General features: G+C 61.8%; 22 protein-coding genes. 17 read left to right on the top strand and 5 right to left on the bottom strand.

Going from position 1 to position 25,469, the window contains the following annotated elements; genetic code table 11:
- Nucleotides 1–41: 41 nt before the first annotated feature.
- The 13 genes from GSQ89_RS25320 to GSQ89_RS25260 all read left to right on the top strand — a co-directional run bounded on the left by GSQ89_RS25320 (nt 42) and on the right by GSQ89_RS25260 (nt 15,851).
- Nucleotides 42–1,625 (top strand): FAD-binding protein, encoded by a 1,584-nt coding sequence (locus GSQ89_RS25320; protein WP_158930484.1) that lies wholly within the window; start codon nt 42–44, stop codon nt 1,623–1,625.
- Nucleotides 1,622–1,942: a ferredoxin family protein gene (locus GSQ89_RS25315; RefSeq protein WP_158930482.1), complete on the top strand. Its 321-nt coding sequence runs from the start codon at nt 1,622–1,624 to the stop codon at nt 1,940–1,942. The genes GSQ89_RS25320 and GSQ89_RS25315 overlap by 4 nt, the downstream gene beginning before the upstream one ends.
- A gap of 15 nt (nt 1,943–1,957) precedes the next feature.
- A complete protein-coding gene (locus GSQ89_RS25310) occupies nt 1,958–3,052 on the top strand; it encodes an ABC transporter substrate-binding protein (protein WP_158930480.1) in 1,095 nt (364 codons plus the stop codon).
- Complete coding sequence (locus GSQ89_RS25305) at nt 3,049–4,434, top strand: YeiH family protein (RefSeq protein WP_158930478.1); 1,386 nt, start codon at nt 3,049–3,051, stop codon at nt 4,432–4,434. Before GSQ89_RS25310 ends, GSQ89_RS25305 begins: the two co-directional genes overlap by 4 nt.
- A gap of 478 nt (nt 4,435–4,912) precedes the next feature.
- A complete protein-coding gene (locus GSQ89_RS25300) occupies nt 4,913–5,884 on the top strand; it encodes an ABC transporter substrate-binding protein (RefSeq protein WP_216856386.1) in 972 nt (323 codons plus the stop codon).
- An 8-nt stretch (nt 5,885–5,892) separates the two neighbouring features.
- Entirely contained in the window at nt 5,893–6,720 is an 828-nt protein-coding gene (locus GSQ89_RS25295; RefSeq protein ID WP_158930474.1) for an ABC transporter permease, read from the top strand.
- A 1-nt stretch (nt 6,721) separates the two neighbouring features.
- Nucleotides 6,722–7,492 (top strand): ABC transporter ATP-binding protein, encoded by a 771-nt coding sequence (locus tag GSQ89_RS25290; RefSeq protein WP_158930472.1) that lies wholly within the window; start codon nt 6,722–6,724, stop codon nt 7,490–7,492.
- Nucleotides 7,458–8,597: a YncE family protein gene (locus tag GSQ89_RS25285; RefSeq protein WP_158930470.1), complete on the top strand. Its 1,140-nt coding sequence runs from the start codon at nt 7,458–7,460 to the stop codon at nt 8,595–8,597. Before GSQ89_RS25290 ends, GSQ89_RS25285 begins: the two co-directional genes overlap by 35 nt.
- Nucleotides 8,598–9,198: 601 nt before the next feature.
- Nucleotides 9,199–10,926: an ABC transporter substrate-binding protein gene (locus tag GSQ89_RS25280; RefSeq protein ID WP_216856385.1), complete on the top strand. Its 1,728-nt coding sequence runs from the start codon at nt 9,199–9,201 to the stop codon at nt 10,924–10,926.
- Nucleotides 10,923–11,915, top strand: a complete 993-nt coding sequence (locus GSQ89_RS25275) for an ABC transporter permease (RefSeq protein WP_158930468.1) — start codon at nt 10,923–10,925, stop codon at nt 11,913–11,915. The genes GSQ89_RS25280 and GSQ89_RS25275 overlap by 4 nt, the downstream gene beginning before the upstream one ends.
- Nucleotides 11,912–12,811, top strand: a complete 900-nt coding sequence (locus GSQ89_RS38705) for an ABC transporter permease (RefSeq protein ID WP_158930466.1) — start codon at nt 11,912–11,914, stop codon at nt 12,809–12,811. Before GSQ89_RS25275 ends, GSQ89_RS38705 begins: the two co-directional genes overlap by 4 nt.
- The gene (locus GSQ89_RS25265; RefSeq protein WP_216856383.1) at nt 12,808–14,442 is read left to right on the top strand and encodes an ABC transporter ATP-binding protein; all 1,635 of its coding nucleotides are present in this window, start codon (nt 12,808–12,810) and stop codon (nt 14,440–14,442) included. The genes GSQ89_RS38705 and GSQ89_RS25265 overlap by 4 nt, the downstream gene beginning before the upstream one ends.
- A 92-nt stretch (nt 14,443–14,534) precedes the next feature.
- On the top strand, nt 14,535–15,851 hold the full coding sequence (locus GSQ89_RS25260; RefSeq protein ID WP_158930462.1) for an LLM class flavin-dependent oxidoreductase: 1,317 nt from the start codon (nt 14,535–14,537) through the stop codon (nt 15,849–15,851).
- Nucleotides 15,852–15,909: 58 nt separating this feature from the next.
- Here the strand turns inward: GSQ89_RS25260 and GSQ89_RS25255 are convergent, their stop codons facing one another.
- The 5 genes from GSQ89_RS25255 to GSQ89_RS25235 form a co-directional block, all read right to left on the bottom strand.
- On the bottom strand, nt 15,910–17,274 hold the full coding sequence (locus tag GSQ89_RS25255) for an LLM class flavin-dependent oxidoreductase (RefSeq protein WP_158930460.1): 1,365 nt from the start codon (nt 17,272–17,274) through the stop codon (nt 15,910–15,912).
- Between the two features lie 119 nt (nt 17,275–17,393).
- Nucleotides 17,394–18,395, bottom strand: coding sequence for an ABC transporter substrate-binding protein (locus tag GSQ89_RS25250; RefSeq protein ID WP_158930458.1), 1,002 nt, complete (start codon nt 18,393–18,395; stop codon nt 17,394–17,396).
- A gap of 19 nt (nt 18,396–18,414) precedes the next feature.
- Complete coding sequence (locus GSQ89_RS25245) at nt 18,415–19,122, bottom strand: ABC transporter ATP-binding protein (RefSeq protein ID WP_158930456.1); 708 nt, start codon at nt 19,120–19,122, stop codon at nt 18,415–18,417.
- Entirely contained in the window at nt 19,109–19,855 is a 747-nt protein-coding gene (locus tag GSQ89_RS25240) for an ABC transporter permease (protein WP_254073365.1), read from the bottom strand. The genes GSQ89_RS25245 and GSQ89_RS25240 overlap by 14 nt, the downstream gene beginning before the upstream one ends.
- Nucleotides 19,856–20,055: 200 nt before the next feature.
- On the bottom strand, nt 20,056–21,282 hold the full coding sequence (locus GSQ89_RS25235; protein WP_158930453.1) for an acyl-CoA dehydrogenase family protein: 1,227 nt from the start codon (nt 21,280–21,282) through the stop codon (nt 20,056–20,058).
- 432 nt (nt 21,283–21,714) lie between these two features.
- On the opposite strand from GSQ89_RS25235, the gene GSQ89_RS25230 reads away from it, so the two are divergent.
- From GSQ89_RS25230 to GSQ89_RS38695, 4 genes are all read left to right on the top strand, one after another.
- Nucleotides 21,715–23,049 carry an LLM class flavin-dependent oxidoreductase gene (locus GSQ89_RS25230; RefSeq protein ID WP_158930451.1) on the top strand — a complete coding sequence of 445 codons (1,335 nt, stop codon included), beginning with the start codon at nt 21,715–21,717 and terminating at the stop codon, nt 23,047–23,049.
- 23 nt (nt 23,050–23,072) lie between these two features.
- A complete protein-coding gene (locus GSQ89_RS25225) occupies nt 23,073–24,695 on the top strand; it encodes a rhodanese-like domain-containing protein (RefSeq protein ID WP_158930449.1) in 1,623 nt (540 codons plus the stop codon).
- A gap of 47 nt (nt 24,696–24,742) precedes the next feature.
- Nucleotides 24,743–25,105 carry a hypothetical protein gene (locus GSQ89_RS38700; protein ID WP_216856382.1) on the top strand — a complete coding sequence of 121 codons (363 nt, stop codon included), beginning with the start codon at nt 24,743–24,745 and terminating at the stop codon, nt 25,103–25,105.
- 97 nt (nt 25,106–25,202) lie between these two features.
- Nucleotides 25,203–25,469: LLM class flavin-dependent oxidoreductase (locus GSQ89_RS38695; RefSeq protein WP_216856381.1), on the top strand; the 267-nt coding region annotated here is incomplete at its 3' end.

Genomic DNA, 25,469 nt, shown 5'->3' with positions numbered 1-25,469 from the left:
GGCTTCGGCTCGGAGACGAACCTTTCCCGAAGGAATTCAATATGGCCGGCGACTTCGATACCGACGTGCTTGTTCTCGGCGGCGGTCCTGCCGGAACCTGGGCCGCCTTGACCGCGGCATCCGGTGGCGCGCGCGTGGTGTTGGCCGATAAAGGTTTCTGTGGCAGTTCCGGGGCGACAGCAGCGGCCGGAACCGGCGTCTGGTATGTGCCGCCCGATCCCGCGAAGCGTCAGGCCGCCATGGACAGTCGCGACACTCTGGGTGGTCACCTCGCCGATCCTGCCTGGATGGCGCGGGTCTTGGATCGCACGTGGCATGGCGTCAACGAAATCGCTGCATGGGGCTATCCATTTCCGTTGGACCAGGACGGCGCGCCACGCCGCAATTCATTGCAAGGACCCGAGTATATGCGGTTGATGCGCCGTCGGGTCAAAGGCGCCGGGGTGCGTATCATGGATCAGGCACCGGCGCTGGAATTGTTGGTGGATGAACACGGGGCGGTTGCCGGTGCGGCCGGTGTCTACCGTCAGAAGGATGCGGCCTGGACCGGCAGGGCGAAGGCGGTGGTGATCGCGACCGGCGGTTGTGCGTTCCTCAGCAATGGTCTCGGTTGTAACGTCTTGACCGGCGATGGCTATCTGATGGCGGCTGAAGTAGGCGCGGAATTCTCCGGAATGGAGTTTTCCAACGCCTACGCTATTGCACCGGCTTTCGCATCCGTGACCAAAACGTTGTTTTACAATTGGGCGACGTTCACCGCGCCCTCTGGCGCCGCCATTCCGGGGGCTTCGTCGAAAGGCGGCCGGTCGGTGATTGCGCGATGGCTGCAACGCGGAGCGGTCTATGCCCAGATCGACAAGGCCGACGGTGCGACACAGGCGACCATGCGTGTCGCCCAGCCCAATTTCTTCCTGCCATTCGATAGGGCTGGTATCGATCCTTTCACCCAGCGCTTTCCGGTGACCCTGCGGCTTGAGGGGACGGTTCGTGGCACCGGCGGCCTGCGCATCATCGACGAGAGCTGCGCCACCTCGGTCCCTGGCCTCTACGCGGCCGGCGATGCGGCGACCCGCGAGCTGATCTGCGGCGGGTTCACCGGGGGCGGAAGCCACAACGCTGCCTGGGCAATGTCGTCCGGTCATTGGGCTGGACGCGGGGCGGCGGACCATGCGCGTGCCAGCGGGCCGGTGACGCGCCGCGCGGTGCATCGTAGCGGCGGGGCGGCGCTGGTTGGGGGTGGCGGCTTCGCGATGGACCCGCAGGCGCTTGTTCGCGTGGTGCAAAGCCAGGTGTTTCCGTACGAAACCAACTATTTCCGAACCGGTGACCGGCTGGAAAAAGCCCTGACCGTGCTGGATGATCACTGGCATGAAGCGCGTCGCGCGTCGCCTGCTGCCCGCTCCGAGGCTTCGAAAGCGCGGGAAGCCGTGGCAATGCTGGCAACGGCGCGATGGATGTATCGCAGTGCCCTGGCGCGTTCGGAAACGCGCGGCATGCATCGGCGGCTGGATCATACCGGGACCGACCCAACTCAGCGTCATGCCTTTGCCAGCGGTGGATTGGATAAGGTGTGGGTGCGGCCGTTGCCGCCGGTCGAGCGGGCGGAACAGGGGCTTGCCGCATGATCGAACTCGTCAGCACCGAACGCTGCACCGAATGCAATATCTGCGTCCAGGTGTGTCCGATGAATGTGTTCGATCGCGTCGCCGGCGCCGCCCCCGTGGTCGCCCGTCAGAATGACTGCCAGACATGTTTCATGTGCGAACTCTACTGTCCGGAGGATGCGCTATACGTTTCGCCCCATACCACGGGTATCGAACCGGTTGATGAACACGCCCTTGCCGATGTTCTGGGCAGCTACCGCAGGGCGATCGGCTGGAGCAAGCCGGCGCGTCATCTTCGCGGCAACGATCGAAGCTATCAGCTTCTTCCCCCCGCCTGAACAAGGAGAATCGCAATGACACTTCCCCTGCATCGGCGGACACTCGTGCGGTCCGCGCTTGGTATAGGTGCTACGGCGCCGTTCGGGTATGCAGCCACCCGAGCGTTCGGCGCGTCTCGTGTCGGTGGTGGCGCCCTGATCGATACGGCGCCGATTTGCCACGTGGCCGATACAGTGGCGCCGCCGCTGGCCGCACCCGTAATCCTTTCACCCCGGAAGCCGATCCGTTTCGCCTGGAGCGGCACTGGTGTCTGCACCAGTTCAGTTCCGGTGGCCTTGCATCGCGGATATTTCGATAAGCACGGCCTGGATGTGGAGATCGTGAACTTCAGCGGCGCGCAGGACCAAATCCTGGAATCGATCGCCACCGGGAAAACCGATGCCGGTGTCAGTTTCGCTCTCCAGTGGCTGAAGCCGCTGGAGCAGGGTTTGCAAGTCAGCTTCACGACAGGTGTCCACGGTGGATGCATTCATCTGCTGGCCCCGGTGAAATCCGGGATCAAGGAATTGTCCCAGCTACGCGGGAAAACCATCGGCACCACCAGCATGATCAGCGCCGCAAAGAACTTCTATGCCATCCAACTTACGAAATTGGGAATCGATCCGAATTCCGATGTGCAATGGCGCGCCTATCCCGGTGAGGTGCTCGGTCTGGCCATTCAGAAAGGCGAGATCGACGCCATCGCCGACGCTGATCCCAACGTCAACATTGTTGAAAAGCGCAGCAACGGTGAACTGATCACGATCAATACCAATCTGGATGGGCCCTATCGGACGCTGTCGTGCTGTGTGCTGGGAATTCGCAACACCCTGATCGAAAACGAACGTGCGACCGCTGCCGCCATCACCCAGGCAATCCTGGAAGCCGCGGAGCATGTCGCCAACGACCCCTTGGACGCCGGGACCGTGTTCGCCCAGTATTCGCCCGTGCCGGCGGCCGATCTGGCGGACATGTTACGGCAGCATACCCATCATCACCATCCTTCCACGCCCATTCTGAAGGATGAGTTGGCCGTCTATATCACCGATATGAAACTGATCGGCGTCCTGAAGCCATCCACCGATCCCGTACGGTTCGCCAGCCGGATTTACAAGGATGTCCTGGCATGAGCGTGCAGCAGTCGACAGTCACACAAAGCAGTAGTGCCGGCTGGACCGAACTGTGGCGGAAGGAAGACTGGTGGGCTGTGTGGCTGGGTCTGGGCGCTTCGCTGGTGGCCTACGCTTTGTTCGTGAACGGCTCCAGCATCGCCTGGCTGGCGGTCTCTCCACCGAAATGGTCCACGTTTCCTCAGCTATTCGGGCATTTCGAGGCAAACGCTGTCCGCTACCTGGTGCAATTCGGTGTTTTCCTCGGCCTGTTCAGCATCGCTGCGTCCGCGATCGGCTATTCGGTTCGTCATTTCGTATTGGGGTTCGTTCTGGTTTACGTGCTTTCGGTCATGGTGATCGCGGCGGGCGCATGGGATCGGGCGATCTTCTATAATCTGGAGCCGCCGCTGATCGCCCTTGTCGGCGGATTGATCATTTCCAACGTGATCGGCCTGCCGCGTTGGCTCGATGCCGGATTCCGGGTCGAATTCTACGTCAAGCTAGGGATCGTGCTGCTGGGTGCGACGCTGCCATTTACTCTGATCGTCTGGGCGGGACCGGTGGCGATCCTGCAGGCATCGATCGTCTCTATCGTAACCTTCCTGGTGATCTTCTTCACCGCGCAATACCTCGGACTGGACAAGCGGCTTGCCGCCACGCTCGGGGCAGGCGGAGCAGTCTGCGGCGTTTCGGCCGCGATCGCCATCGCCGGGGCTGTGCGCGCGAAGAAAGAGTATCCGCCGATCGCCATAACCCTGGTCGTCCTCTGGGCGATCATCATGATCCTGGTGTTGCCGTTGGTATCTCGCTTTCTGTCATTGCCTGCAGGCGTTGGCGGTGCCTGGATCGGAACCTCGGAGTTCGCCGACGCGGCCGGATTCGCGGCGGCGCAAACCTATGGCGGCTTCGCTTCGACCGGCGCTGTCGCGGGAACGCCGGAGCAGGCCGTATGGTCCTACACGTTGATCAAGGTCGTCGGCCGCGACGTATGGATTGGTGTCTGGGCATTGGTTCTGTCGGTCATCGCCGTCACACGGTGGGAGGTTGCTGAGATCGGAGGCGGCGTCGATATCGGCCAGATCTGGTGGCGTTTCCCGAAATTCGTAGTTGGGTTTCTTGTCGCGTCGCTGCTGATCACCCTGGCCGTGCGCAATGTCACGTTCGCCGACTACAATACGATTATTCGGCCTGGACTGATTGCGCCGATCACATCGTTGCGGGTCTGGGCTTTCACATTCTGCTTTCTCAGCATCGGATTGACCACGCGGCTGCGCGAATTCGCGCCCGCCGGCGGTAAGCCATTCATTGCTTTCTCTGCCGGCGTTGTCGTGAATGTGGCGCTTGGATTCGTGCTGTCGGCGTTGGTATTTGGCCACTATTGGGCATCCCTGGCGCAATGACACGGGTTTTGCCAGGACGATGCGGCACATGCCGTCACTTCGACAACGACAGTGCGAAACTGGAGGCGGTGTTTCCGGGCTTCGCGATCATGGGGTCCGGATTTTCCTCTGTCCGTGATGGCGATGGCCTATGCGCCGTGCACGATGTGTACCTGTCGAACCGGTCGGGCTGCGATTGGTTCGAATCCCGGTCTAAGTCTTCGTGACGAAAACGTTGAAGAAGTTGCTGCCGGACACCATCCTGGGTGCGCGATAGACAACCGCATCGAGATGCCTAACTCCACTTCAATATTACGCTTGAAAACTACAACACGTAATTGACTCGTATATAACGACCATAGTAATAGCGTTTATTGAACGTGGTTTAATGAAACAGTGTTTGGAGAAGCCGATGCCGTGGAAAAAGCCAGTGTACCTCATGATTGCGTTCGCACTCATGCTGGGATTCATCAGGCAATCGGCGCATAGCGAAGAACCATTGCCTTCAATCAATCTGCCGATCGAGGACTGGACTGTCGTTGCCTACGCAAAGGGTTTCCTGCAGGAGGCCTACGCGCGGATCGGCACGACCGACGTCCGGTTGGTCGATCCCGGCACCACCCAGCTTTCAGGCTCCGAGGCGGCGCTGCTGGATCGTGGCGGCCTCGCGTTGGCGCAGCGCATGATGTATCCGGCGACCATCCATAAGGCCAACGGCATCGATGCTTCCATCGTATGGCTCTCGACCCGGTCCTCGCCAGCTCGGACCCCTGTCCTGGCGCTGGCGGACTCGCCGATCCAAACGGTGGCGGACCTGAAGGGCAAGACTCTCGGCTCCAGCAGGGTCAGTTGCGGCTGGACCTCTCCGACCGAGATACTGGACGACGCCGGTGTGCCCCTGGATACGCCGAAGCAACCGGGCGCCGTCCGTTTCACCAACATCATGAATACCGTCGCCACGACCAACGCACTGTTAAGTGGCCGGATCGAGGCGACCGCCACCCATATCGGCACTGCGGACAACGCTGCGCTGTGGACATCCGGTCAGGTCAAGGCGATCGGGCACAGCCCGGACAACGGGGTCTATGTCAACGACGCCGGACGCGTATCGTATTTCGCGATGCGAGAGTTCGCCGAACAGCATCCGCGCGCGATCCAGGCCTTTCTGCAGGCGCGGGAACGAACCATTGCCTGGGCTCGAGAGAATCAGGAAGAAGCTGTCGAACTTGTCGCCAAGGGCCGCCGTCTGCCGATTGACATCGCGCGCTTCACCCTGACCGACCCGTCTTCGTTCAGCTTCATCAATGGTGAGCCGTCAGCCCCGGCCGCCGTTGCCGCGGTCAAAGGCTTCCAGGCCTGGTACCTTGCACATGGCGATGAAATCCTGGCGGACCATCACCTGACGGATGCGCAGCTCGAGACCTTTGTCGACCGGCGCTTCTTCCGGGGCGGCGAATATAGCGTTTACTGAGAGCGCACATGGACGGCTCGATCAGCCTGACCGTTGCCGCGCTGCCGGCCGACGCCCCGCCGTCCGTGGACAAGGCGGGCCTGCCAATCTCGGTCGGCGCGCTTCTGCCTCTCGCCATTCTAAGTCTGTGGGAACTCGCCTCCCATCTGCGATGGGTCAAACCGGTGTTCCTGCCGACACCGGAAAAGACGGTGGTCGCCTTCTTCACGATGTTGACCCAACAGGATTTCCTGCTCGATTTCCTGGCAAGTATTGAGATCGTGCTTCAGGGCTTTATCTACGGCGCCGGCCTGGGAATCCTTCTCGGTGCTGCCGCAGGCCTGTCACGCGCGATCCAGCGCATCCTGGGGCCCACATTGGATGGCGTCCGCCAAATTCCGGCCATCGCCTGGCTGCCACTGATCGTCCTATGGCTCGGCATCGGGCCGCTGGCGAAAGTCGTCATCATCACCAAAGTCGTGTTTTTCCCGGTGTTCCTCAACACATTGCAAGGTATCCGCGGCGTGCCGAAGGACTACATCGACCTCTCGCGCGTCCTGACGCTGCGGCGCTGGCAGTTCATCCGGCGCATCATTATCCCCGCCGCGACGCCCAGCATCCTGGTCGGGGTCCGGTATGGTGCCGGCCTGGCCTGGGCAATGGTCGTGGTGGCCGAGGGCCTCAGCGGCATGCAGGGCATCGGCTACCTGATCTTCCGCGCTCAGGCATTGCTGCTGACCGATCAGTTGCTGGTGTGCATGGTTATCATCGGCGTCGTCGGCTTCACGATCGACCGCGGCGTATTGCTTCTGGAGCGTCACCTGCTCCGCTGGAAACAAGGTTTCGAGGGCAACTGACATGATGGAACAGGGGAGTCTCCGCCTGCGCCATGTCGGCAAGCAGTATCAAGTGAAAGGCCGCACCCTCGACGTGCTGCACGACATCAACCTGGACGTCGAGCCCGGTAGTTTCATCAGTCTGGTCGGCGCCAGCGGATGCGGCAAGTCCACCTTGTTGCGACTGATCGTTGGACTGGATGCTGCGTTCCGCGGCCGGATCCTGTTGGATGGTGAACCGATCCAGGGTACCAGCCTGCGCCGGGGCATCGTGTTCCAGGATCACCGGCTGTTGCCGTGGTTGACGCTGTCGGAAAACATCGGGCTAAGCCTTGAGAATATGAATTGGCCGCGGCAACGCAAGCAGGATGCGGTCCACCGGCATATCGAACTGGTTGGCTTGGCCGGGTTCGAACAGGCCTACCCCTACCAATTGTCTGGCGGCATGGCGCAGCGCGCAGCGATCGCCCGTGGACTGGTCAGTGAGCCCGAAATCCTGTTGCTGGACGAACCGCTCGGTGCGCTGGATGCGTTGACCCGGATCAGGTTGCAGGACGAACTGCTACGCATCTGGCAGGCTCGTCGCGTGACGATGATCCTGGTGACCCACGACGTGGAGGAAGCAGTCTATCTAAGCGACCGTGTCCTGGTGATGCAGCCCCATCCGGGGCGGATCACGCAGGAGATTGCATTGGATCTGCCCCGACCGCGCGACCGCGCCTCCCCACGCTTCACCGAGATCCGCCAGCGGATTCTGCGTGACATGGGTGCTGTTCCCGCATTGGCGGCCTGACGTGAAGTTTGTCCTCGCCGTTCTCCTTGCGCTGCTCGTCAGCTCTGCCTACGCCGATGAAGATACTTTCGACACGAACAAGGCGATTTTTGTGTCGTTGTCCGACCAACATGTCGTGCCTTACATCGATCCGGATACGGACAAGATTGCTGGCAGCGTCGATGTTGGGCTGGTACCAAAACAGATCGAGATCGCATCGTCGATCGGCAAGCTGCTTGCGATCGACGGTAAAGGCCCGCTTGTGAATATCGTCGATCTGCAGCTTAAAACGATAAGCACCGTACCGCTCGATCTGGTTCCTAGCCGCATGACGGTCAGCAGCGATGGCCTGACGGTCGCTCTGGCGGACACCAAAAACGGGCACGTCGTGTTGCTCGATCTTTTGCGTCGCCGGATCGTCGGGACCGCGCACGGCTTGCCGCACCTGCGGGATATGGTGTTCAGCATCGACAGCAGGAAGGTTTATTTCGCTGGAGCAGAGGCTGGCGCGATCGACGTCATGGATGCCCTGAAGGGGCAGTTGGATCCCGCTATTGCCACCGGGTTGCCGAGTGGCAGTTTGGCGTTTGGTCGGTCGCCTGATGGCCGGCGGCTTTTCGTGCAATCGGATAGCGGAGGTGGGATCGGCGTACTGGACCTGGAACGGTCGGGCCCACTGGCTCCAATTCCTGCTGGACCCGCGGCGACCGTTGCCTTTCCGTCAGCGACAGGTGCGTATCTGTTGGTCGTGGACAACCAACGCGGTACGCTGATGGTCATTCGTGACGGTGATGCACAGAACGCGACCGTGCTGAAGGCGGCCACGGGTGTCAGCATTGTCTATACTGGATGGTTCGATACGTTGGCACTCATACCGAGTGTAACCGCCAAGTCGGTCCTGCTCTATGACCTGGAAGTGATGCACGCGGCCGGGGAAATCCCCCTCGCTGGCACCCCTGCGCGTGGTGGTGTCACGCCAGACGGCCAAAAGCTTTATTTGCCGCTGATCGATGCCGATCAAGTGGCCGTCATCAACGCCCAGCGCCGCAAACTGACAGAGTCCATCGCCATGCCAGGTCACCCGACTGCCATCGTCCTGGCCGGCAGCTACGGGGTCTGCCATTGATCTGGTGGATCGTTCGGGGAGGTTGTCATGGATCGATTTCACAACCACTATGTCCCTTCTCCCTGTCTGACCGACACGCGCCGCTCGTAAAGAAAGCGACGACGCCGGGTAGGCGTCGCCGAGTTTAGGGAAGAAACGGCAACCGTAACCAAGCGTTACAGCATGCGGCGGCATATTTGATCGACTATCCTATCGAGTCAAGTGTTGCCCACTTAATTACCTAAAATGACCGTGCATAAAGATTCCAGCCGCAGCTTTGATACGTCGGTGTTCTACAGAGCTCGTCAGGCTCCTCCATCTCCCGCGCCAATCTTAGGGAGCCGTGGGAGCGCTTCGGAGATGAACCTTAAGCGAAGGGACCGTGGCATGGTTGCCTTGGCGATTGCTTTGACCATAGCCGAATCCCACTAACCCTAGCTCGGCGTGGCACTCGGGCCGTATTAACGATATACAAACGTATTTATGCGTTGACCACGTCGTGAATATGCTTATAGCTTTCCCGCGGGCCGCCACCCAACGTCGTGCGGGCCCGCATCGAAAGATGTCGGAGGACATGTCCATGACACTTGTGATGTACTTTCCACTTCGAAGGATATAGATTATGGCGATTGCGCCATTCGGCGGCATTGCATTCACGGTGTTTCGCGGCAGGGTCCTGTCCGCCCCCGCGTCATGCAGCGGGGCTACGTCCTCACTGGTTTCACGACAGCCGGCCGTTCCACGTCAACGCCTGATGGCTGGATTTATTCTTGCTGGTATCAGCTTGGCCGTCGCGCCGCCAGCATCCGCGGATCCAAATCGAGGCGGCACAATTCGTTACGGCCATGAGCAGGAGCCGCCGTGCCTTTACGCCGGCTGGGTTCAGGCCGGGTACATCCAGCGGCAGTACGCGGATAATCTCGTTGCCCGGACGCACGATGGCCGGATCGTGCCGTGGATCGCGACGGAGTGGACGATTTCCGATGATCGCAGGACGTATACCTTTAAGATCAAACCGAATGTGAAATTCACTGACGGCACAGCGCTCGACGCGAACGCCATCGTGGCAGACTTTAATCGCTGGCTCTCGAATGATCCCGACAAGGCCAATGTAAACGCCAAACTCTATGTCGGAGACTACATCAGTGCCGTCACAGCGCCCGATCCCCTGACCCTGCGGATCGACCTCCGGCAGCCTTACGAGCAATTGTTGACCGTGCTATCGACGTATTTCTTCGGACTTCTCTCCCCGACCGCCTTGGCGCTTGGTCCGCAGGCGACATGTGAGAAGCCGATCGGGTCGGGACCTTTCTATGTCGAAAAATGGAATCACGGCCAGAACGTCATCCTGAAGCGCAACCCGAATTATAATTCAGCCCCCGCCACCGCTAAGCATCAGGGACCGGCCTATGTGGACGAAATCATTTGGAAGTTCCTGAAGGACAACACGGTTCGCTACGGTTCCCTGCTGACTGACGAGTCCGATGCGATCTATGACGTACCGGCCGTCGATTGGGCGGACGCGAACAAGCGATTCACAGTCATCCGGGACATCACCGGCGGGACCCCCACGCGCCTGCAACTGAATACTGCGTTTCCACCGTTCGACGACGTGCGCGTGCGCCAGGCCTTTGCCCATGTCTCGGAACGGCGCCAGGCGGTCGACGTCGCGTTTCGTGGCGCGGTGCCATACAACGCCAACGGCTCCATGAGCATAAGCTCCCCCGAGAGGGTAAAGGAACTTGACGCTTCCGATCCGTACGATCTCACCGCCGCCAACCGCCTGTTGGATGAAGCCGGTTGGACCGGGCGCACCTCCGATGGCATCCGTACCAAAGACGGTAAGCCGCTCACGGTGCGGCTGCTCTACGCCGGCGGCTCGCTGATCTCGAGCGACGGAGTTCTGGTGCTTCAGATCCTGCAGGACCAGGCCCGCGCTGCCGGTTTCAATGTCGTGTTGAAGCCGATCCAACAGGCCGACTGGTTTGCCGGCAAGGGGCGTGGTCCGCACGATTATGAGGCCCAGCCTGCTTACTGGGTTGCCGCCGGCGCGGAAATCCTGAAAATCTCCTGGCGGCCCGACCATGATGGGTTCGTGAATGCGAACAATGCCTCCCGCTTCCAACCCCCGGCGCTATGGAAGCTGATCGCGGCGGCCGACAGCGACTTCGATGACAAAGAACGTCTGAAACTTTATCAGGACGCCCAGCGCCTCATTGTCGACAACGCCGCCGTCGTCGGCCTGTTTCCCCTCACCGTGTCGATCGCCAGCCAGCCGAAGCTCAAGGATGTCTGGATATCGGGGCCAGTCAGTGAGCCGGTCTTCTACGACGCGTATTTCGAGAAATGAGCGTAGTTACCGCGGGTGTTGCGTCGACAGCCGATAGGGCGGGCGGCAGACGGCGTGTCCGTTGGGTCGCCAGCCGCCTGTTGGGAGCCATTACCGTCTTTTGGGCCACTGCGACGTTCACCTTTTGCGTCCAGGCTCTGATGCCGGGCAACCGAGCCGAGATGATCATCAATCTTGCGTCTGGTACGTTCAGCCAGCCGAGTGCGGCGCAGATCGCGGCGGTGAATGCCAAATACGGCTTCAACGATCCCCTGATCGTGCAATATTCTCATTACATTTCCGGCTTGGTCAGCGGCGACTTTGGCGAATCCTATCAGGCACACCGCCCGGTCATCGACATTATCGCCGAACAGATCTGGCCAACCATCCAGCTTACGCTATCGGCTCTGGTTTTGGCATGGGTCATGGCAATCGTCCTGACACTTGCCACCGCGGGGCGCCAGGGTCGGGTATCGTCCTTCGTCGGGGCGTTGCAGGTTGCGATTGCGGTTTCGCCGCCGTATTGGATCGGCACGATTCTGCTGGTTATCTTCGCGGTCAAACTCGGCTTGTTCCCGGTCGAGGGCAATAACGGTCTTCCTGGCCTGGTATTGCCGTCCCTGGCATTGGCGATCCCGCTCTCCGGCTTCATCGGCCGGATCATCCGGGAGGAATTCGCACGCGTGCTGGAGCAGCCTTTCGTGATGTCCTCACGCATGCGCGGGATGGGGGACTTCGGAGTCAGGTTACGCCACGTGCTACGGCACGCCGTGCTGCCGGGCGTAACCCTTTCAGGCTGGGCCCTCGGGGCATTGTTTTCCGGTGCGGCCGTCATCGAAACCGTCTTTGCTCGGCCCGGTATCGGCGGTCTGCTGGTCAGCGCCACGTCCGTGCGCGACATCCCCCTGGTGACGGGCATCATCGTCGTTTCCGCCGGTATGTATATCGTTGCAAACCTGATCGTCGATCTCGCCTATCCTATCATCGACCCCCGATTGAAGGCAGCATGAGCAGTACAAGCACCATCACCGGCACCCGTTTGGGTTTCTCCGGCGATTTTCGTCGGCGACTTACCTATGTCGTAACGTTTGTAACGAGCATACCCGTCAGCGTCTACGTTGCCGCCTTCATCCTCGGCGGCTTCGTGCTCGCCGCTTTGGCGCCTGGCGTGCTGCGGACACACGACCCATTCCGGACCGATCTGTTCTCGACGCTCCAAGCCCCGTCCCTCAGCCATATCTTCGGTACCGACCAGTCGGGCCGTGACGTCTTCTCCCGCGTCGTCCAGGGAACGGCGCAATCGATGGCGATCGGGGTTGGCGCGACAACGCTCAGCATGTCGATCGCCCTGACGCTGGGCATTGCCGCCGGCCTTGGTGGGCGCATGGCCGACAGCCTCATCAGCCGCTTTCTGGAGGTAATGTTCGCGTTCCCCAACCTGTTCCTCGCCTTGCTGTTCGTAACGATCTTCGATGCCACGACCGCAACCCTGATCGTGGCCGTGGGTGTCGGCACCGCGCCGGGATATGCCCGCATGATCCGGGGACAATTTCTGGCGGTCAGGAGGGCAGGATATGTGGAAGCGGCAACGGCACTCGGGCATTCGTGGCAACGCATCGTCCGCCAACACATTTTTCCCAACGCCATGCGGCCGCTCGTCGTGATGATCACGCTGGGGTTGGGCCAGTCCATCGTCTGGGCCTCGGGACTCGCCTTCCTTGGCCTGGGTGTCGCGCCACCGTCGCCGGAATGGGGTGCGCTGCTGGATGCAGGACGCGACTACGTCGTCAATGCGTGGTGGCTGGAGGTGATGCCCGGATTCGCCATCATCGTCTTCGCCTTGTCCGTTACCGTCATCGGCCAGCATCTCCAGGACCGGCTGGAAGGACGGTTTCACCCGGTATGATCAATCCTCCTCTGCTCGCCGTCGACAATCTGCGCGTATCCTTCGGACGCGGTAACGAAGTTGTTAAGGGTGTCTCTTTCACCGTGGAAGCGGGACGCTGCCTCGCCATCGTCGGGGAGTCCGGATCGGGGAAAAGTGTGACGGCGCGCAGCCTGGTCGGCTTGGCAGGGCAGGGCGCCCTGGTGCAGGCCGACCGTCTTTCCTTCGAAGGCCGCGACCTGACTGCCTTGCCGGATCGCGAGTGGCGGCGCGTCCGCGGCCGGCATATCGGTTTCGTGCTGCAGGATGCGCTGGTATCCCTGGATCAGTTGCGGCCGGTTGGCCGGGAGATCGCAGAAGGTCTGCAACTGCATGGCGAGGCGAGGTCGCGAACCGAACGGACCGAGCATGTCGTTCGGTTGTTGGAACGGGTTGGTGTGCCGGAACCAACCGTCAAGGCGCGGCAACTGCCGCATGAGCTGTCGGGCGGCCAACGCCAGCGCGCACTGATAGCCGCGTCCCTGGCGTTGGACCCGAAGCTGCTGATCGCCGACGAACCGACGACTGCCCTGGACGTCACGGTGCAGGCGCGAATACTGGATTTGCTGGCGGAGACACAGGCGCGCGGCAAGGCGCTGATCCTGATCAGCCACAACCTCGCAGTCGTTTCCCGCATGGCCGACGAGGTGATCGTCATGCGGCGTGGAGAGGTCGTGGAGTGCGGAGCTGCCGACCAGGTTTTCCGGGAACCCCGCCACGAGTACACACGCCGCCTGCTCAATGCCGTTCCGTCGATGCATTCGCGCGGCACGCGGCTGGCGCCCGCGTCGGCACCGCGCCCGTCGTTGCCTGTGCAACCGGCGGCACCGTCGTATGCGGAAAATCCGCTGTTGCAGGCGAACGGGCTGGTGAAGCGGTTTCGACGCCCGGACGGAAGCCTGCACACCGCCGTGCGCGGCGTTTCGTTTTCGCTGAACACCGGCGAGACGTTAGGGATCGTAGGTGAATCCGGGTCGGGCAAATCCACCGTGGCGCGCATGGTGATGGCGCTCGAAACGCCCGATGAAGGCGAGGTACTGCTCAACGGTGCGCCCTGGACGGCCTTGCCGGAACGGCAGCGCCGGAAATGGCGGCGCGGCATCTCGATCGTCTATCAGGACCCGCTGAGTTCCTTCGACCCCCGTTGGACTGTCGAGCGTGTCATTGAGGACAGCCTGCCAAAGGATGAGGCGCATCGGCGGGCACGCGTCACCGAGTTGCTGGAGCTTGTCAGCCTGTCCAATGCGTTTCGCATCCGCCGGCCGCTTGAATTGTCGGGCGGCCAGCGTCAGCGGGTCGCGATCGCCCGAGCGATCGCCTCGCGCCCGAAGGTCATTGTGTGCGACGAACCCGTTTCCGCTCTGGACGTTTCCATCCAGGCGCAGATCCTCGATCTGCTGGGCGATCTCAAGCATCAATTCGGAATCAGTTACCTGTTCATCTCCCACGATCTCGGCGTCATCCATCACCTGAGCGACAGGGTGCTGGTCATGAGCCAGGGCGAAGCGGTGGAAAGCGGCGACGTGGACGACATCCTGCTGCGTCCGCAATGTCGTTACACCCAAGACCTTGTCGCTGCTGTCCCGCGCCTGCGTTTCGCGCTGGCCGCGTGAGGGCCGTTCTTTCGGATCGCGGCTGAACCGAGCGGACACATGGCACGCAATGCACGCGATCAAGCACCCGACTTTTCCGAGGAACCGACACCATGACCAGGCGTCCGCGTCAGCTTCATTTCAACGTCCACGTCAGCACCGGCGGCAACCATGAGGCTTCGTGGCGGCATCCGCGTACCGCGCCGGTACGTCTCAGTTCGCTTGCTTTCCACAAGATGATCGCCGACATCGCGGAGCGGGGAAAGCTCGATGCCGTGTTCTACGGCGATACGCCGGCCTTGTCCGACAACGTGACATACCGGCCGGTGGAGCAGCTCGACCCGATCGCGCTGCACGGCGCGCTGAGTGCCGTGACCCATACGATCGGGCTGGCTGCAACCGTTTCCACCACGTTCAACGAGCCGTTCAGCGTGGCACGCAAGATCGCCTCGCTGGATCAGCTCAGTGGGGGGCGCATTGGATGGAACATCGTAACCACCAGCAACGAAGCCGTGGCGCTGAACTATGGGCTGGATGGCATCGCTGCCCATCGGGACCGCTACCGTCGCGCCGAGGATTTTGTTCAGGCAGTGAAGAAGCTGTGGGATAGCTGGGATGCGGACGCGATCATCGACGACCGCGCCAACGATATTTATGCCGATGCCGGAAGAATTCATGAAATTTTCCATGAGGGTGAATTTTTCAAAGTTCGCGGCCCGCTGAATGTCCCGCGTTCTCCCCAAGGCCGGCCGGTGCTGATTCAGGCAGGGTCATCCGAAACCGGCATGGCGTTCGCCGCTCGGCACGCCGAGGTCGTGTTCACTGCCCAGCGAACGTTGGAGGACGGCCAGCAGTTCTACGCGGGGTTCCGCCGGCGTGTGATCGAGAACCGGCGCGACCCTGATCGGGTGCGGATCGTTGTCGGACTCAGCCCCATCATCGGGGGTACTGAGGCCGAGGCGAAGAATCTGGCCGCCGAGTTCGACGAACTGATCGCGCCGGAATACGGGCTGCGCCAGTTGCGCGGTTTCACCGGCGTGGACCTCAGTAATTATCCACTCGATGCGCCGTTGCCGGCCGATGCCTTCCCAGAGAACGAAACGGTGGAAACCCATCGCAGCCGTACCGCCCTAGTTGCGACGCTGGTTCAGCGGGAGAACTTGACGCTGCGCCAGCTTCTTCAGCGCATGGCCGGTGCCCGCGGCCATCAGACCATGATCGGTACCCCGGAACAGGTCGCCGAGCGGATAGAGGAATGGTTCAGCAACGGAGCGGCCGACGGATTCAACTTCATGCCAGCTTATCTGCCTGGTGGCCTTACCGACTTCGTTGATGGTGTGGTCCCTATTTTGCAACGACGCGGCCTGTTTCGCCGCGACTACGAAGGCGCCACGCTACGCGATCATTACGATCTTGGCGCGCCTCAATGAAGCGCCTTCCGTTTGAAGCGTCATGACGTCCGGTCGAGCGGCGCGGCAGCTTCGGGCGCTACCGCGGTGTAAAGTAGCCTCGGTAGCGGGCAGCAGGATGGCGATCATTGAGCCGGTCGTGACCGAACAGTTTGGCGCGTAGCGTGCCTTTTGCATATTCGTGCTTGGCAAGGCCTCGTTTCTGAAGAACGGGCAGCAAGTGCCGCGAAAATTCCTCGTACGAACCGGGAATCATCCAGTTGATCAGGTTCACCCCATCGATGCCGGCCTGCTGCCAGACAACGAGTTGATCGGCGATTTGCTCCGGCGTGCCAACCAGGCGAGCGTGCCGACGGGACGTCAATCTACCCAGGTCGGCGACAGTCGGCTCTCGGTCAGGCACGCTTTTGCGCATCCATTCGATATGACTGCGGCCGCCGTTCGTCTTTACATCGGCCAGCAACGTATCAGGCGGCAGCGGACGGCCGTCGTCCTGCGAGACGCCCAGATTTGCATGGGCCAGGAAACCGTCAGGACTGATATATCGCTCAAGATCTGCTTCGTTACGCCGAGCCTCTTCCTCCGTACTGCCGGTTACAAGGACGAACCCCTGGAAGAATTTAATGTCGTCACTATGGCGCCCTGCGGCTTCGGCCAAGCGGCGCGTGTCGGCGATCAGTTCTGCCGCCGCCGCCGGATTTGGTGTCGAAATGAACTGAGCCTCGGCGTTGCGCGCCGCGAAAGCGCGGCCGGCCGGGGAGGACCCGGCCTGGAACAGCAGCGGCGTGCGCTGTGGCGATGGTGCGGGCAGGTGTGGACCTTCTACCCGATATCGCTTCCCGACATGATGGATCTTGTGGATTTTCGTGTAGTCGGAAAATACGCCTCGCTGGCGATCCTTCAGCAGTGCCCCTTCGTCCCATGATCCTTCCCAGAGCTTGAATACGACATCCAGATATTCGTCGGCCCATTCGTACCGCTCATCGTGCGCTGTCAGCCGATCCAGGCCAAAATTCCGCGCGGCATTTTCCTGCGTGCTGGTCACGATGTTCCAGGCAATGCGGCCTTTGCTGATGTGATCGAGGGTCGACGCACGCCGGGCGAATTCGAACGGATGGGCCTGAAGCACCGAACTGGTAAAGGCAAGCCCGAGATGCTCGGTATTCACGGCCAGCGCCGACATCAGGACGGAAGGATCGTGACTGGGGATCTGCAGGCCCTCGCGGGCGTTGACCTCGTAATCGCCGTTGACCGGCCCATACAGTCCCACCACATCGGCGAAGAAGGCGGCATCGAAGAGACCTGACTCCAGCGTCCTGACCAGGTCGATCCAGACCTGTACGTCGTCAAAGTCGGCCTGCCGCGCGGCCGGGTGCCGCCACAATCCGTGCTGGATGTGAGAAACGGTATTCATGATGAAAGCGTTGAACAGCAATTCGGTCATGCGTCGGTGCCCTTCCCAGCCTTTTCAGCAACCCCGACACCCCAGGCGAGGTCGGGCAGTTTGCCGTTGACGAAGTCGTCGCCCACGATGCGCCCGATATCGTTCTGACCCAACTATGTTCAACTGGCCTGGACAGTCGCCTGATTGAACCGGCGGCTGAATTCGATGTTTACGTCGATCTTCTTGTTGATGTCCTTGGATTCGAACAGCACGTCAGCGATGCGCTGTTCATGGCGCATCAGGTCATCGTCGAGCGGACGGAACACGGATGCGCCGGAGGCGGCGTAGTATTTTGCCTTGTCTGGTGTCTGTTTCAGTTTCTCGACAAGGATGCGCTCCACGGCGCCAAGGTTGTTGGCGTACCACGTCCAATGCAGCCGGACGCGGTTGAGGAAATCCGCTAATGCCTGGCTCTTGGCATCGTCGCGAAGCACGTCGGCGCGGGCCGTGAAGACGCCGAGAGAGGGAATATCGAGATCATCACTGATGATCAGGATGCGTGCCGTCCCCTTGTTCAGTGCCTCGATAATCGGCCCTGGCCCGCCGGAGAACACATCCGCTCGGCCGCTGTTGAAGGCCGCCGCCGCGGCATTTGTATCCACAAGCTGCACCGGCACGATGTCGCTGACCTTCAGGCCGGCCTTGATGCGGGTGAGGACATATTGCAGGTAATTGAATCCGCCGAAGTTGAAAGCCCACGTCTTCCCGCGCAGATCGGCCAGCGTATTGATATTCGCCGCGGTGCGAACAGCGGTGATGATCGGCGGATAGGCGCGGTCCAGATTCCGCCAGCCGGCAACGATCTGCAGCGGCTGATTGCTTCCGGTCCAATCGGTGCGGGCACGTCCTTGCTCGATAATCAACGACGTATCACCCATCAGTCCGACATCGATCGCCTTTGAATACAGGCCGGAAAGCTGGGCCGCCGGACCGGGCAGCGTCGCCCACTGCAGATCGAACGGACTGCCATCCAGGACCTTCGAGGCATTGACGGTTTCCTGCAGTGCGATGTCCTGCGTTCCAACGATCAGCCTGACTTTCCGCTCATCTGCACGGACGTACGGTGCCGCTAGAGCGGCAGCCCCGGCCAGGGTCATCAGGCGGCGGCGGGAAACGGCCATGTCGATCTTCCTTGGTGCGTCAATGAACCAATACGCCGAGTTTGCTCAGCAGACTGGCGCGCAATTCAGCGAACTGCCGTCCGGTGCGCCCGCGTGGACGTGGGATGCCAATCGGCAGGTCAAGGGTCACACAGCCATGAGAGAGCACGATCACCCGGTCCGCTAGCAGAATGGCCTCATCGACGTCATGCGTAACGAGTACGACAGCCGGGCGGTGTCGCTGCCAAAGCTGCGCGACAAGTTCATGCATCCGGATGCGGGTCAGTGCGTCCAGGCTGGCGAACGGCTCATCCAGCAACAGCAGACCTGGTTCATGCACCATCGCCCTGGCCACAGCCACACGCTGTGCTTCTCCGCCGGACAGCGTCTTCGGCCAGGCGTCGACGTGATCGGCAAGACCAACCTCTGTCAACGCAGCGACCGCCTGCTGGCGAGCCGCGGAACCCCGTTGGCCCAGGACGACGTTCTGCCATACGCGTTTGGCCGGCACGAGCCGCGGCTCCTGGAATACGACGGACCGCCGGCGCGCCACGCGCACGGAACCGGCATCAGCCTGATCCAGTCCCGACAGCAGACGCAGCAACGTCGTTTTGCCAGTGCCCGATGGGCCAAGAACCGCAACGAATTCGGCCGATCGGATGGTCAGTTCGAAGCCGTCGAGAACGGCACGTTCGCCGAAAACTCGGCGAACCTGGTGGAGTTCGACGGCGTGATCAGGCGAGGACAAGCTTGGCCCTCCACGGCAGCGCGAGATGTTCCACCATCCGCATAAGCAGATCGATGGCGATTCCCAACGCGGCGTAAACCAGGATGCCGGCGATGATGATGTCGGAGCGCTGGTTCATGTTGGCATTGTTCAGAATGTAGCCAATGCCGGAGCTGGCGTTGATCTGTTCCGCGACGACCAGGGCCAGCAATGCGGCCCCCGAGGCATACCGCAAGCCGACCAGGATGGACGGCAGTGCGGTCGGCAGAATGACATGCCAGGCTGTGTGCCGATGACTCAGGCCAAAAATAGACGCGGCTTCGATCAGCTTCGGATCGACGCCTCGTACTCCGGCGTAGGTGTTGAGATACATCGGGAAGATCGTTGCGGCGATGATCACCATCAGCTTAGCCAGTTCCCCGATACCGAACCAGGTGATGAACAAGGGAACAAGCGCGATGAACGGAATGGTCCGCAGCATCTGTAACGGTGCATCAAACAGGCCCTCGCCGATCCGCCACAGTCCGGCGAACAGGCCGATCGCCAGTCCGGTCGTTCCACCGATTGCCAGGCCGGTCAGGGCCCTGCCGAGTGACACGGGAAGGGCGGCCTGAAGGTCGCCAAGACGAACGAGTTCGGCGAAGGCGGATCCGATGTCGGACGGGGAAGGCAACACCTCCGGCGTTACCAGGCCAAAAGTGGAGGCCAGTTGCCAGATCAGAAGGATCACCAGCGGCATAGTCGCTCGCAGCATCACGCGGTGCCAGCGCGCCCGGGCAGACTTCCGCCGCGCGAGGTTCGGTTGCGGACTAAGATCGATCAGGCCGGTATCGTCGCCGGATTGGAGCCCTGATCGCGGCAAGGGCCGTGTGACTGTCACCGAGTTGAATACGATCGACGTCATGTGGCGGTTACGGTCATGGTTCGTCTCTGTTTCGGTGGCGCACGGCGTGTTCAGAAGAATCCGCTGGTTGGAAGCGGCACGCCGTTGATGACATGGTCGCCGATCGCGCGCGCCTTGTACGTGCCGGGATTGTGGGAGGCGAGCGTGCGGGCGTTGCGCCAGTGCCGGTCGAGATTTTGGGAATGTTTGGTTGCCGATGCCCCGCCGACGTCCAGCAGTAGGCTGGCGGAACGGATGGTCAGTTCATCGACCACCACCTTCGCTTTGGCGGCACGCAGAGACGCCTCCAAGGCCGCTGACGTATCGTGTTCGCCGCGGTCGCGTACCGCGTCGAGAACGTCCAGCGCATCCGCGGCCGCGAGCACGGTCGCCTCGGCGGCGAATGCGTTGCTGGCGATCTGCCCCACAGTCTGCTGCAAAATCGGATCGTCGGCCGGGCGCTCGGCTGCTGCATGGTAGTACGATCGTTGCCGCCGGTGAACCAGTGCGGTGGCGTCCCGCAGGATCGATCGCAGGATACCGGCATTGATAGCGGTTAGGATCAGCTGCGGAATCGTTGCGGTGTACGGTTGGGTGTAGAATGGTCCCTCGCGGTCGAACACGACCTCATCCGCTTCAACCCATACGTCGCGCAGGATTGTTGTACCGCTGCCGGTCAGGCGTTGGCCGAACCCGTCCCAATCGTCGACCAGTTCGACCCCTTCGCGGTTGGCCGGAACGATCGCCGACGCAGACTCCCCGTCCAGGGTGACGGCGCGTACCAGCACGTAGTCTGAAAACAGACTGCCGGTGCTATAGTATTTGATGCCGTTGAGGCGATAGCCGCCGCCGTCCGGTGCCAGCGTCGTACGGACCTCACGGCTGCCTGCCTGTTTGGTTTCCAGTTCCCCGAATGCAAGCCCGATGATGGCCCCATCCAGAACTGCCGTGAGCCATTTGGCATGCTTCCCCTGTGGGTGGTTCCGCACGAAGCGCTCGACGAGAGCGAAATGGTTTCGCACGATATGTGCAACGTTCTGGTCAGCGTCGCCCAATTGGATGACGACATCGAACAATTCCCGAGCGGTGGCGCCGGGGCCGCCGTTGACCGTCTTGATCCGCAATGCACACAGTCTGGAGCGGCGGATCAGGTCGATGACATCATAGGGAAGCCGGCGCTCCTGCTCCCGCTCACTGGCGCCCTCGGCGATGCTGTCGAACAGCGCGCGCAATGCATCGGAATTCGGGGTGACCGGGGCCAGAAAGTCGAGTTTGGATTGGACGGCAAGGTCATTCATGGGGGGGGGCTCCCTTTCCTGATAGAGCGGGGTGGCGATCCACTGTGAGGATCGCGCGTATCGGGCATCGGTGTTGCCCGATACGCCGCGACACGGACAACCTGGGGATACGATGATACCTGCTTAACACGCCGTCAACACGTATAATGTAATTTAACCGCCCTAGATCACGTAAATCGGGGTATGTGGGTGTGGCGGTGTCCCCACATTTGAAATGCTATGTCGCTATGGCCTCACCGTCGATTGGGCTGTCCCTGATAAATGCCGTTGCCCTTGCGGCACGGCGACATTCGGGTTCTCGAATGCATGGAGTATGTTGACCTACATAAGATAGTTATATAGACATATACACAGACGCAGAAAGTTCTACCGGACGCCGCTGCTCGAACGCACGGTTCGTGGCGGCCCGGACCAACTGGGGTGACAAATAGCATGACCCGGCAGCTTCACCTGAACGCCAACGTCATTCCCTCGGGACGCCACGGCGCGGCCTGGCGGTTGCAGGCCAACCCGCGTTCCGTCACCGACCTCAACGGCTTTCTGGAAATCGCACGGATCGCGGAACGCGGCACCTTCGATGCGGTGTTCTTCGCGGACCACTCCGCGCTCGACGCCACGGCGCGGGACCGCCCGTGGCAGGCGCTCGATCCGGCGCTCGTGCTGACCGCGATGGCGGCGGTAACCGAACGGATTGGCCTGGTGGCGACCGCCTCAACGACATTCGAGCATCCGTTTCATGTGGCCCGTCGGTTTGCCTCGCTCGATCATATCAGCAAGGGCCGTGCGGCGTGGAACATCGTGACCACGCAGCACAACGGAGCGGCGGCGAATTTCGGACTGCCGGAATTGCCGCCGCACGCCGACCGCTACCAGCGGGCGGAGGAATTCGTCGAGGTGGTAGTGAAACTGTGGGACAGTTGGGATGATGATGCGCTGGTGGCTGATGTGGGGACCGGGATCTATGCCGATCTCGACCGGGTTCGTCCGATAGACCACCAGGGCTATTCGTTTTCGGTGCGTGGTCCGCTGAACGTGCCGCGCTCGCCGCAAGGCCGCCCCGTGCTGGTGCAGGCCGGGGCATCCGACGCAAGCCAGCGACTGGGTTCGCGGTGGGCCGACGCGTTGTTCACCGTGCAACGAACATTCGGGGAAGCGCAGGGCTTCTACGCGAACGTCAAGGCATTGGCCGTGGGATTTGGGCGCGATCCCGACGGGCTGGTCGTCCTGCCCGGACTTTATCCGGTGATCGGCAGCACCGAAGCCGAGGCACGGGCGCGCAAGGCGGAGATGGACGCGCTGCTGGATCTCGATGAGGAGCGGGTGAAGCTGGCCGAACGATTTGGCATCGACGCGGACCGGCTGCGCCTCGATCGTCCGTTCCCAACCGATATTCTGGACCATGTCAGCAACCATGTATCGAGGGGGTTCGTGGAAAATATCGTTCGCGAAGCGAGCCGCGAAAATCTCACCGTTCGCCAGGTGCTTGGGCGCAATCCGCACGGCGGGCACCGCATCATCGTGGGAACGCCGGACCAGATTGCCGATGATATGGAGGTGTGGTTTCGTGGCCGGGCGGCAGATGGTTTCAACCTGAACATGGACGCCTACCCGTCAGGGCTGGAGCTGTTCGTGGACCATGTCGTGCCGGAGCTGCGCCGTCGTGGACTGTTCCGGCAGGCCTACAACGGGACAACCCTGCGTGACCACCTTGGCTTATCGCACCCTCGCCGATTATCCGCGGCGGCGCCGCTCGCGAATGTAGCGTGAACGTCAACACTGGGAGACCTCACATGGCCGATGTCGAAGCAGTCCGAGTGGAAAGCATCACGGCGGAGGAATTGAGACGGGCGGTACTCGACCCGGACGAGATCGCGGTCGTCGATGTCCGCGAAGGCGACCGTTATGCCTCTGGCCACATCTCGGTGGCGGTGGAGTTGCCTTTCAGCGAGATCGAACTGCGGGCGGCCGAATTGCTGCCGCGGAGCGGCGTGCGCATCGTGGTGACCGACGATGACGGCGCCAGCCTGGCACCGGCCGCCGCCGCCCGCCTGACGGCGATAGGATATCAGAACGTCCGGGTACTGGCCGGCGGCCTTCGGAGCTGGGGTGTCGGGGGCAACGAGTTGATCACTGGCCTGAATTCGCTGAGCAAGGCACTGGGGGAGTTCGTCGAGCGGCACTATCAAACCCCGAAGATCGGCGCCGGGGAGCTTCATAAGCTCCTCAGCTCCGGGCAGGACGTGATTGTGCTCGATACCCGTCCGCTGGAGGAATTCAACCACATCAGCATCCCGGATGGTATCGCGGCACCGGGCGCGGAACTGCTGCACCGGGTGTTTGATGCGGTACCGTCACCGACAACCCAGGTCGTGGTCAACTGTGCCGGACGCACCCGCGCCATCATCGGTGCACAGGCGCTGCTGAACGCCGGTATTCCCAATCCGGTCGTATCGTTGGAGAACGGAACCGCGGCATGGCTGCTGGCGGGACTGGAGCCAAGCCGAGGCGCGACAGCGCAGGCCGGCAAACCGTCGGCGGCAGGTCTGGCCAAGGCTCGGGAAGCTGCTTCGCGCATCGCCGCCCGGTTCGGTGTGCGGACGATCGACCGTGCCCTGCTCGACACATTCAGGTCCAGCCGAACGGATCGCACGCTTTATCTGTTCGATGTCCGTACGGCCGAGGAATTCGAGGCCGGCCACTTTCCTGGCGCGCTGTCGGCGCCCGGCGGGCAGCTTGTTCAGGCGACGGACCGTTATGTTGGCGTGCGGGAGGGGCGGATCGTCCTGCTTGACGATCCAGACCTGGTGCGCGCCGCCATCACCGCGTCGTGGCTGTATCAGCTTGGCCTCAGCAATGTCTTTATCCATCCCGTAGCACCGGCAGATCGAACGGAGAGTGGACGGGTCGAGAAGCGGATCCTGGGCGACTTGTATAGTGGCGAAACGATCCAGCCCGTTGATCTGGCGGCGCTGATCGCGTCCGGCGCAGTGGTGCTGGATCTGGAAGCGCCGCCGCCCTATTTCCGCGAGCGTCTCTACATTCCCGGCTCGATCGTCGTGCGGCGATTGACGTTGGTCAGCCGGCTGGACCAGGCGCCGGGGACGGGACCCATCGTGCTGACCTCCTCCGACGGTGCGTTGGCACGGCTTGCGGCCGCTGAACTCGTTTGGCACGGCAAGCGGCGTGTTCTCGCCCTGGCCGGCGGGACGGCCGGCTGGATTGCGGCTGGATTGGGGGAACCGGGACGGGGACTGGATCAGCCCGCGCTGGACCCGTCCGAGGCATTGCCCAAGCTGCCGACCCTGGAACAACGGCGAGTCACCCTGGCGGCCTATGTCCACTGGGGCGACGTGATCGTCGAGCAGCTCGATCGCGACGGCCTTGTCCAGTTCCGCCTGCCGCTCGCCACCTAGCTCCGCGGCGATCGTGACCATGGCGGTTTTGCCACTATGATTACGCGGTGCAACTGATCCGCCCGGTGCGGACGATTGCCCACCGTTTTGGCGGCAGGCATGCCCAGCGTGACGTTATCGATCTGACCTTGATCGAGGCGGCATTTCGGGCTGGAGAGCGCGATCTCGCGAAGACGCTCGCGGCGGAGCGTATGGCGGCAAAGCCGACCAGCCCACTGGCGGGTTTGTTCGCGCGGCGGACTGCGTCCTGGCCGAAGCGGTTCATCCTTCGATGGGGCGTCGGAGATCCCTCGAAATCGATGAATGTGGAGTGTGCCAACCGCTCCCGAAGCTATTTGACGTGCAAGATCGTCGCGGGATTTCGCGATGTGCGATGCCTCGATCGGGCGACGATCCGACTGTGTTCGTGACCCGGGCCGGTGTGGTGGGACGTTCCCACCCTCCATCAGCCAGGGCCAATGAATAACTAGCGCGCCGCCGTCGCTGTATATAACCTTAGTGTGGGGTGTGGAATTCGCCGATGTGGTTACCGGGCTGTGGGACACCATCGACGACGGCGCGTTCACCCGGGACCGGGCCAGTGGCGAATATTTCGATACCGCGAAGGTCCATACGCTGGATCATCGGGGCCGGCACTTCAGGGTGCGAGGACCGCTGAATATCGCCCGTTCTCCGCAGGGACATCCGGTGGTTGTGCAGGCCGGTGCCTCCGAACCCGGCAAGGAACTGGCCGCCCGCACGGCCGAGGCAATCTTCACCGCGCAACAGACGCTT

Source organism: Acidisphaera sp. S103 (genome assembly GCF_009765975.1).
Lineage (GTDB): Bacteria > Pseudomonadota > Alphaproteobacteria > Acetobacterales > Acetobacteraceae > Rhodopila.
The sequence above is the reverse complement of the archived record's forward strand: the minus strand, read 5'-3'. Positions and strand labels throughout refer to the sequence as shown.

Coding starts and splice junctions, on each gene's coding strand:
- GSQ89_RS25320 (WP_158930484.1), top strand. CDS start 42: ATGGCCGGCGACTTCGATACCGACGTGCTTGTTCTCGGCGGCGGTCCT.
- GSQ89_RS25315 (WP_158930482.1), top strand. CDS start 1,622: ATGATCGAACTCGTCAGCACCGAACGCTGCACCGAATGCAATATCTGC.
- GSQ89_RS25310 (WP_158930480.1), top strand. CDS start 1,958: ATGACACTTCCCCTGCATCGGCGGACACTCGTGCGGTCCGCGCTTGGT.
- GSQ89_RS25305 (WP_158930478.1), top strand. CDS start 3,049: ATGAGCGTGCAGCAGTCGACAGTCACACAAAGCAGTAGTGCCGGCTGG.
- GSQ89_RS25295 (WP_158930474.1), top strand. CDS start 5,893: ATGGACGGCTCGATCAGCCTGACCGTTGCCGCGCTGCCGGCCGACGCC.
- GSQ89_RS25290 (WP_158930472.1), top strand. CDS start 6,722: ATGATGGAACAGGGGAGTCTCCGCCTGCGCCATGTCGGCAAGCAGTAT.
- GSQ89_RS25280 (WP_216856385.1), top strand. CDS start 9,199: ATGGCGATTGCGCCATTCGGCGGCATTGCATTCACGGTGTTTCGCGGC.
- GSQ89_RS25275 (WP_158930468.1), top strand. CDS start 10,923: ATGAGCGTAGTTACCGCGGGTGTTGCGTCGACAGCCGATAGGGCGGGC.
- GSQ89_RS38705 (WP_158930466.1), top strand. CDS start 11,912: ATGAGCAGTACAAGCACCATCACCGGCACCCGTTTGGGTTTCTCCGGC.
- GSQ89_RS25265 (WP_216856383.1), top strand. CDS start 12,808: ATGATCAATCCTCCTCTGCTCGCCGTCGACAATCTGCGCGTATCCTTC.
- GSQ89_RS25260 (WP_158930462.1), top strand. CDS start 14,535: ATGACCAGGCGTCCGCGTCAGCTTCATTTCAACGTCCACGTCAGCACC.
- GSQ89_RS25255 (WP_158930460.1), bottom strand. CDS start 17,274: ATGACCGAATTGCTGTTCAACGCTTTCATCATGAATACCGTTTCTCAC.
- GSQ89_RS25250 (WP_158930458.1), bottom strand. CDS start 18,395: ATGGCCGTTTCCCGCCGCCGCCTGATGACCCTGGCCGGGGCTGCCGCT.
- GSQ89_RS25240 (WP_254073365.1), bottom strand. CDS start 19,855: ATGCTGCGAGCGACTATGCCGCTGGTGATCCTTCTGATCTGGCAACTG.
- GSQ89_RS25235 (WP_158930453.1), bottom strand. CDS start 21,282: ATGAATGACCTTGCCGTCCAATCCAAACTCGACTTTCTGGCCCCGGTC.
- GSQ89_RS25230 (WP_158930451.1), top strand. CDS start 21,715: ATGACCCGGCAGCTTCACCTGAACGCCAACGTCATTCCCTCGGGACGC.
- GSQ89_RS25225 (WP_158930449.1), top strand. CDS start 23,073: ATGGCCGATGTCGAAGCAGTCCGAGTGGAAAGCATCACGGCGGAGGAA.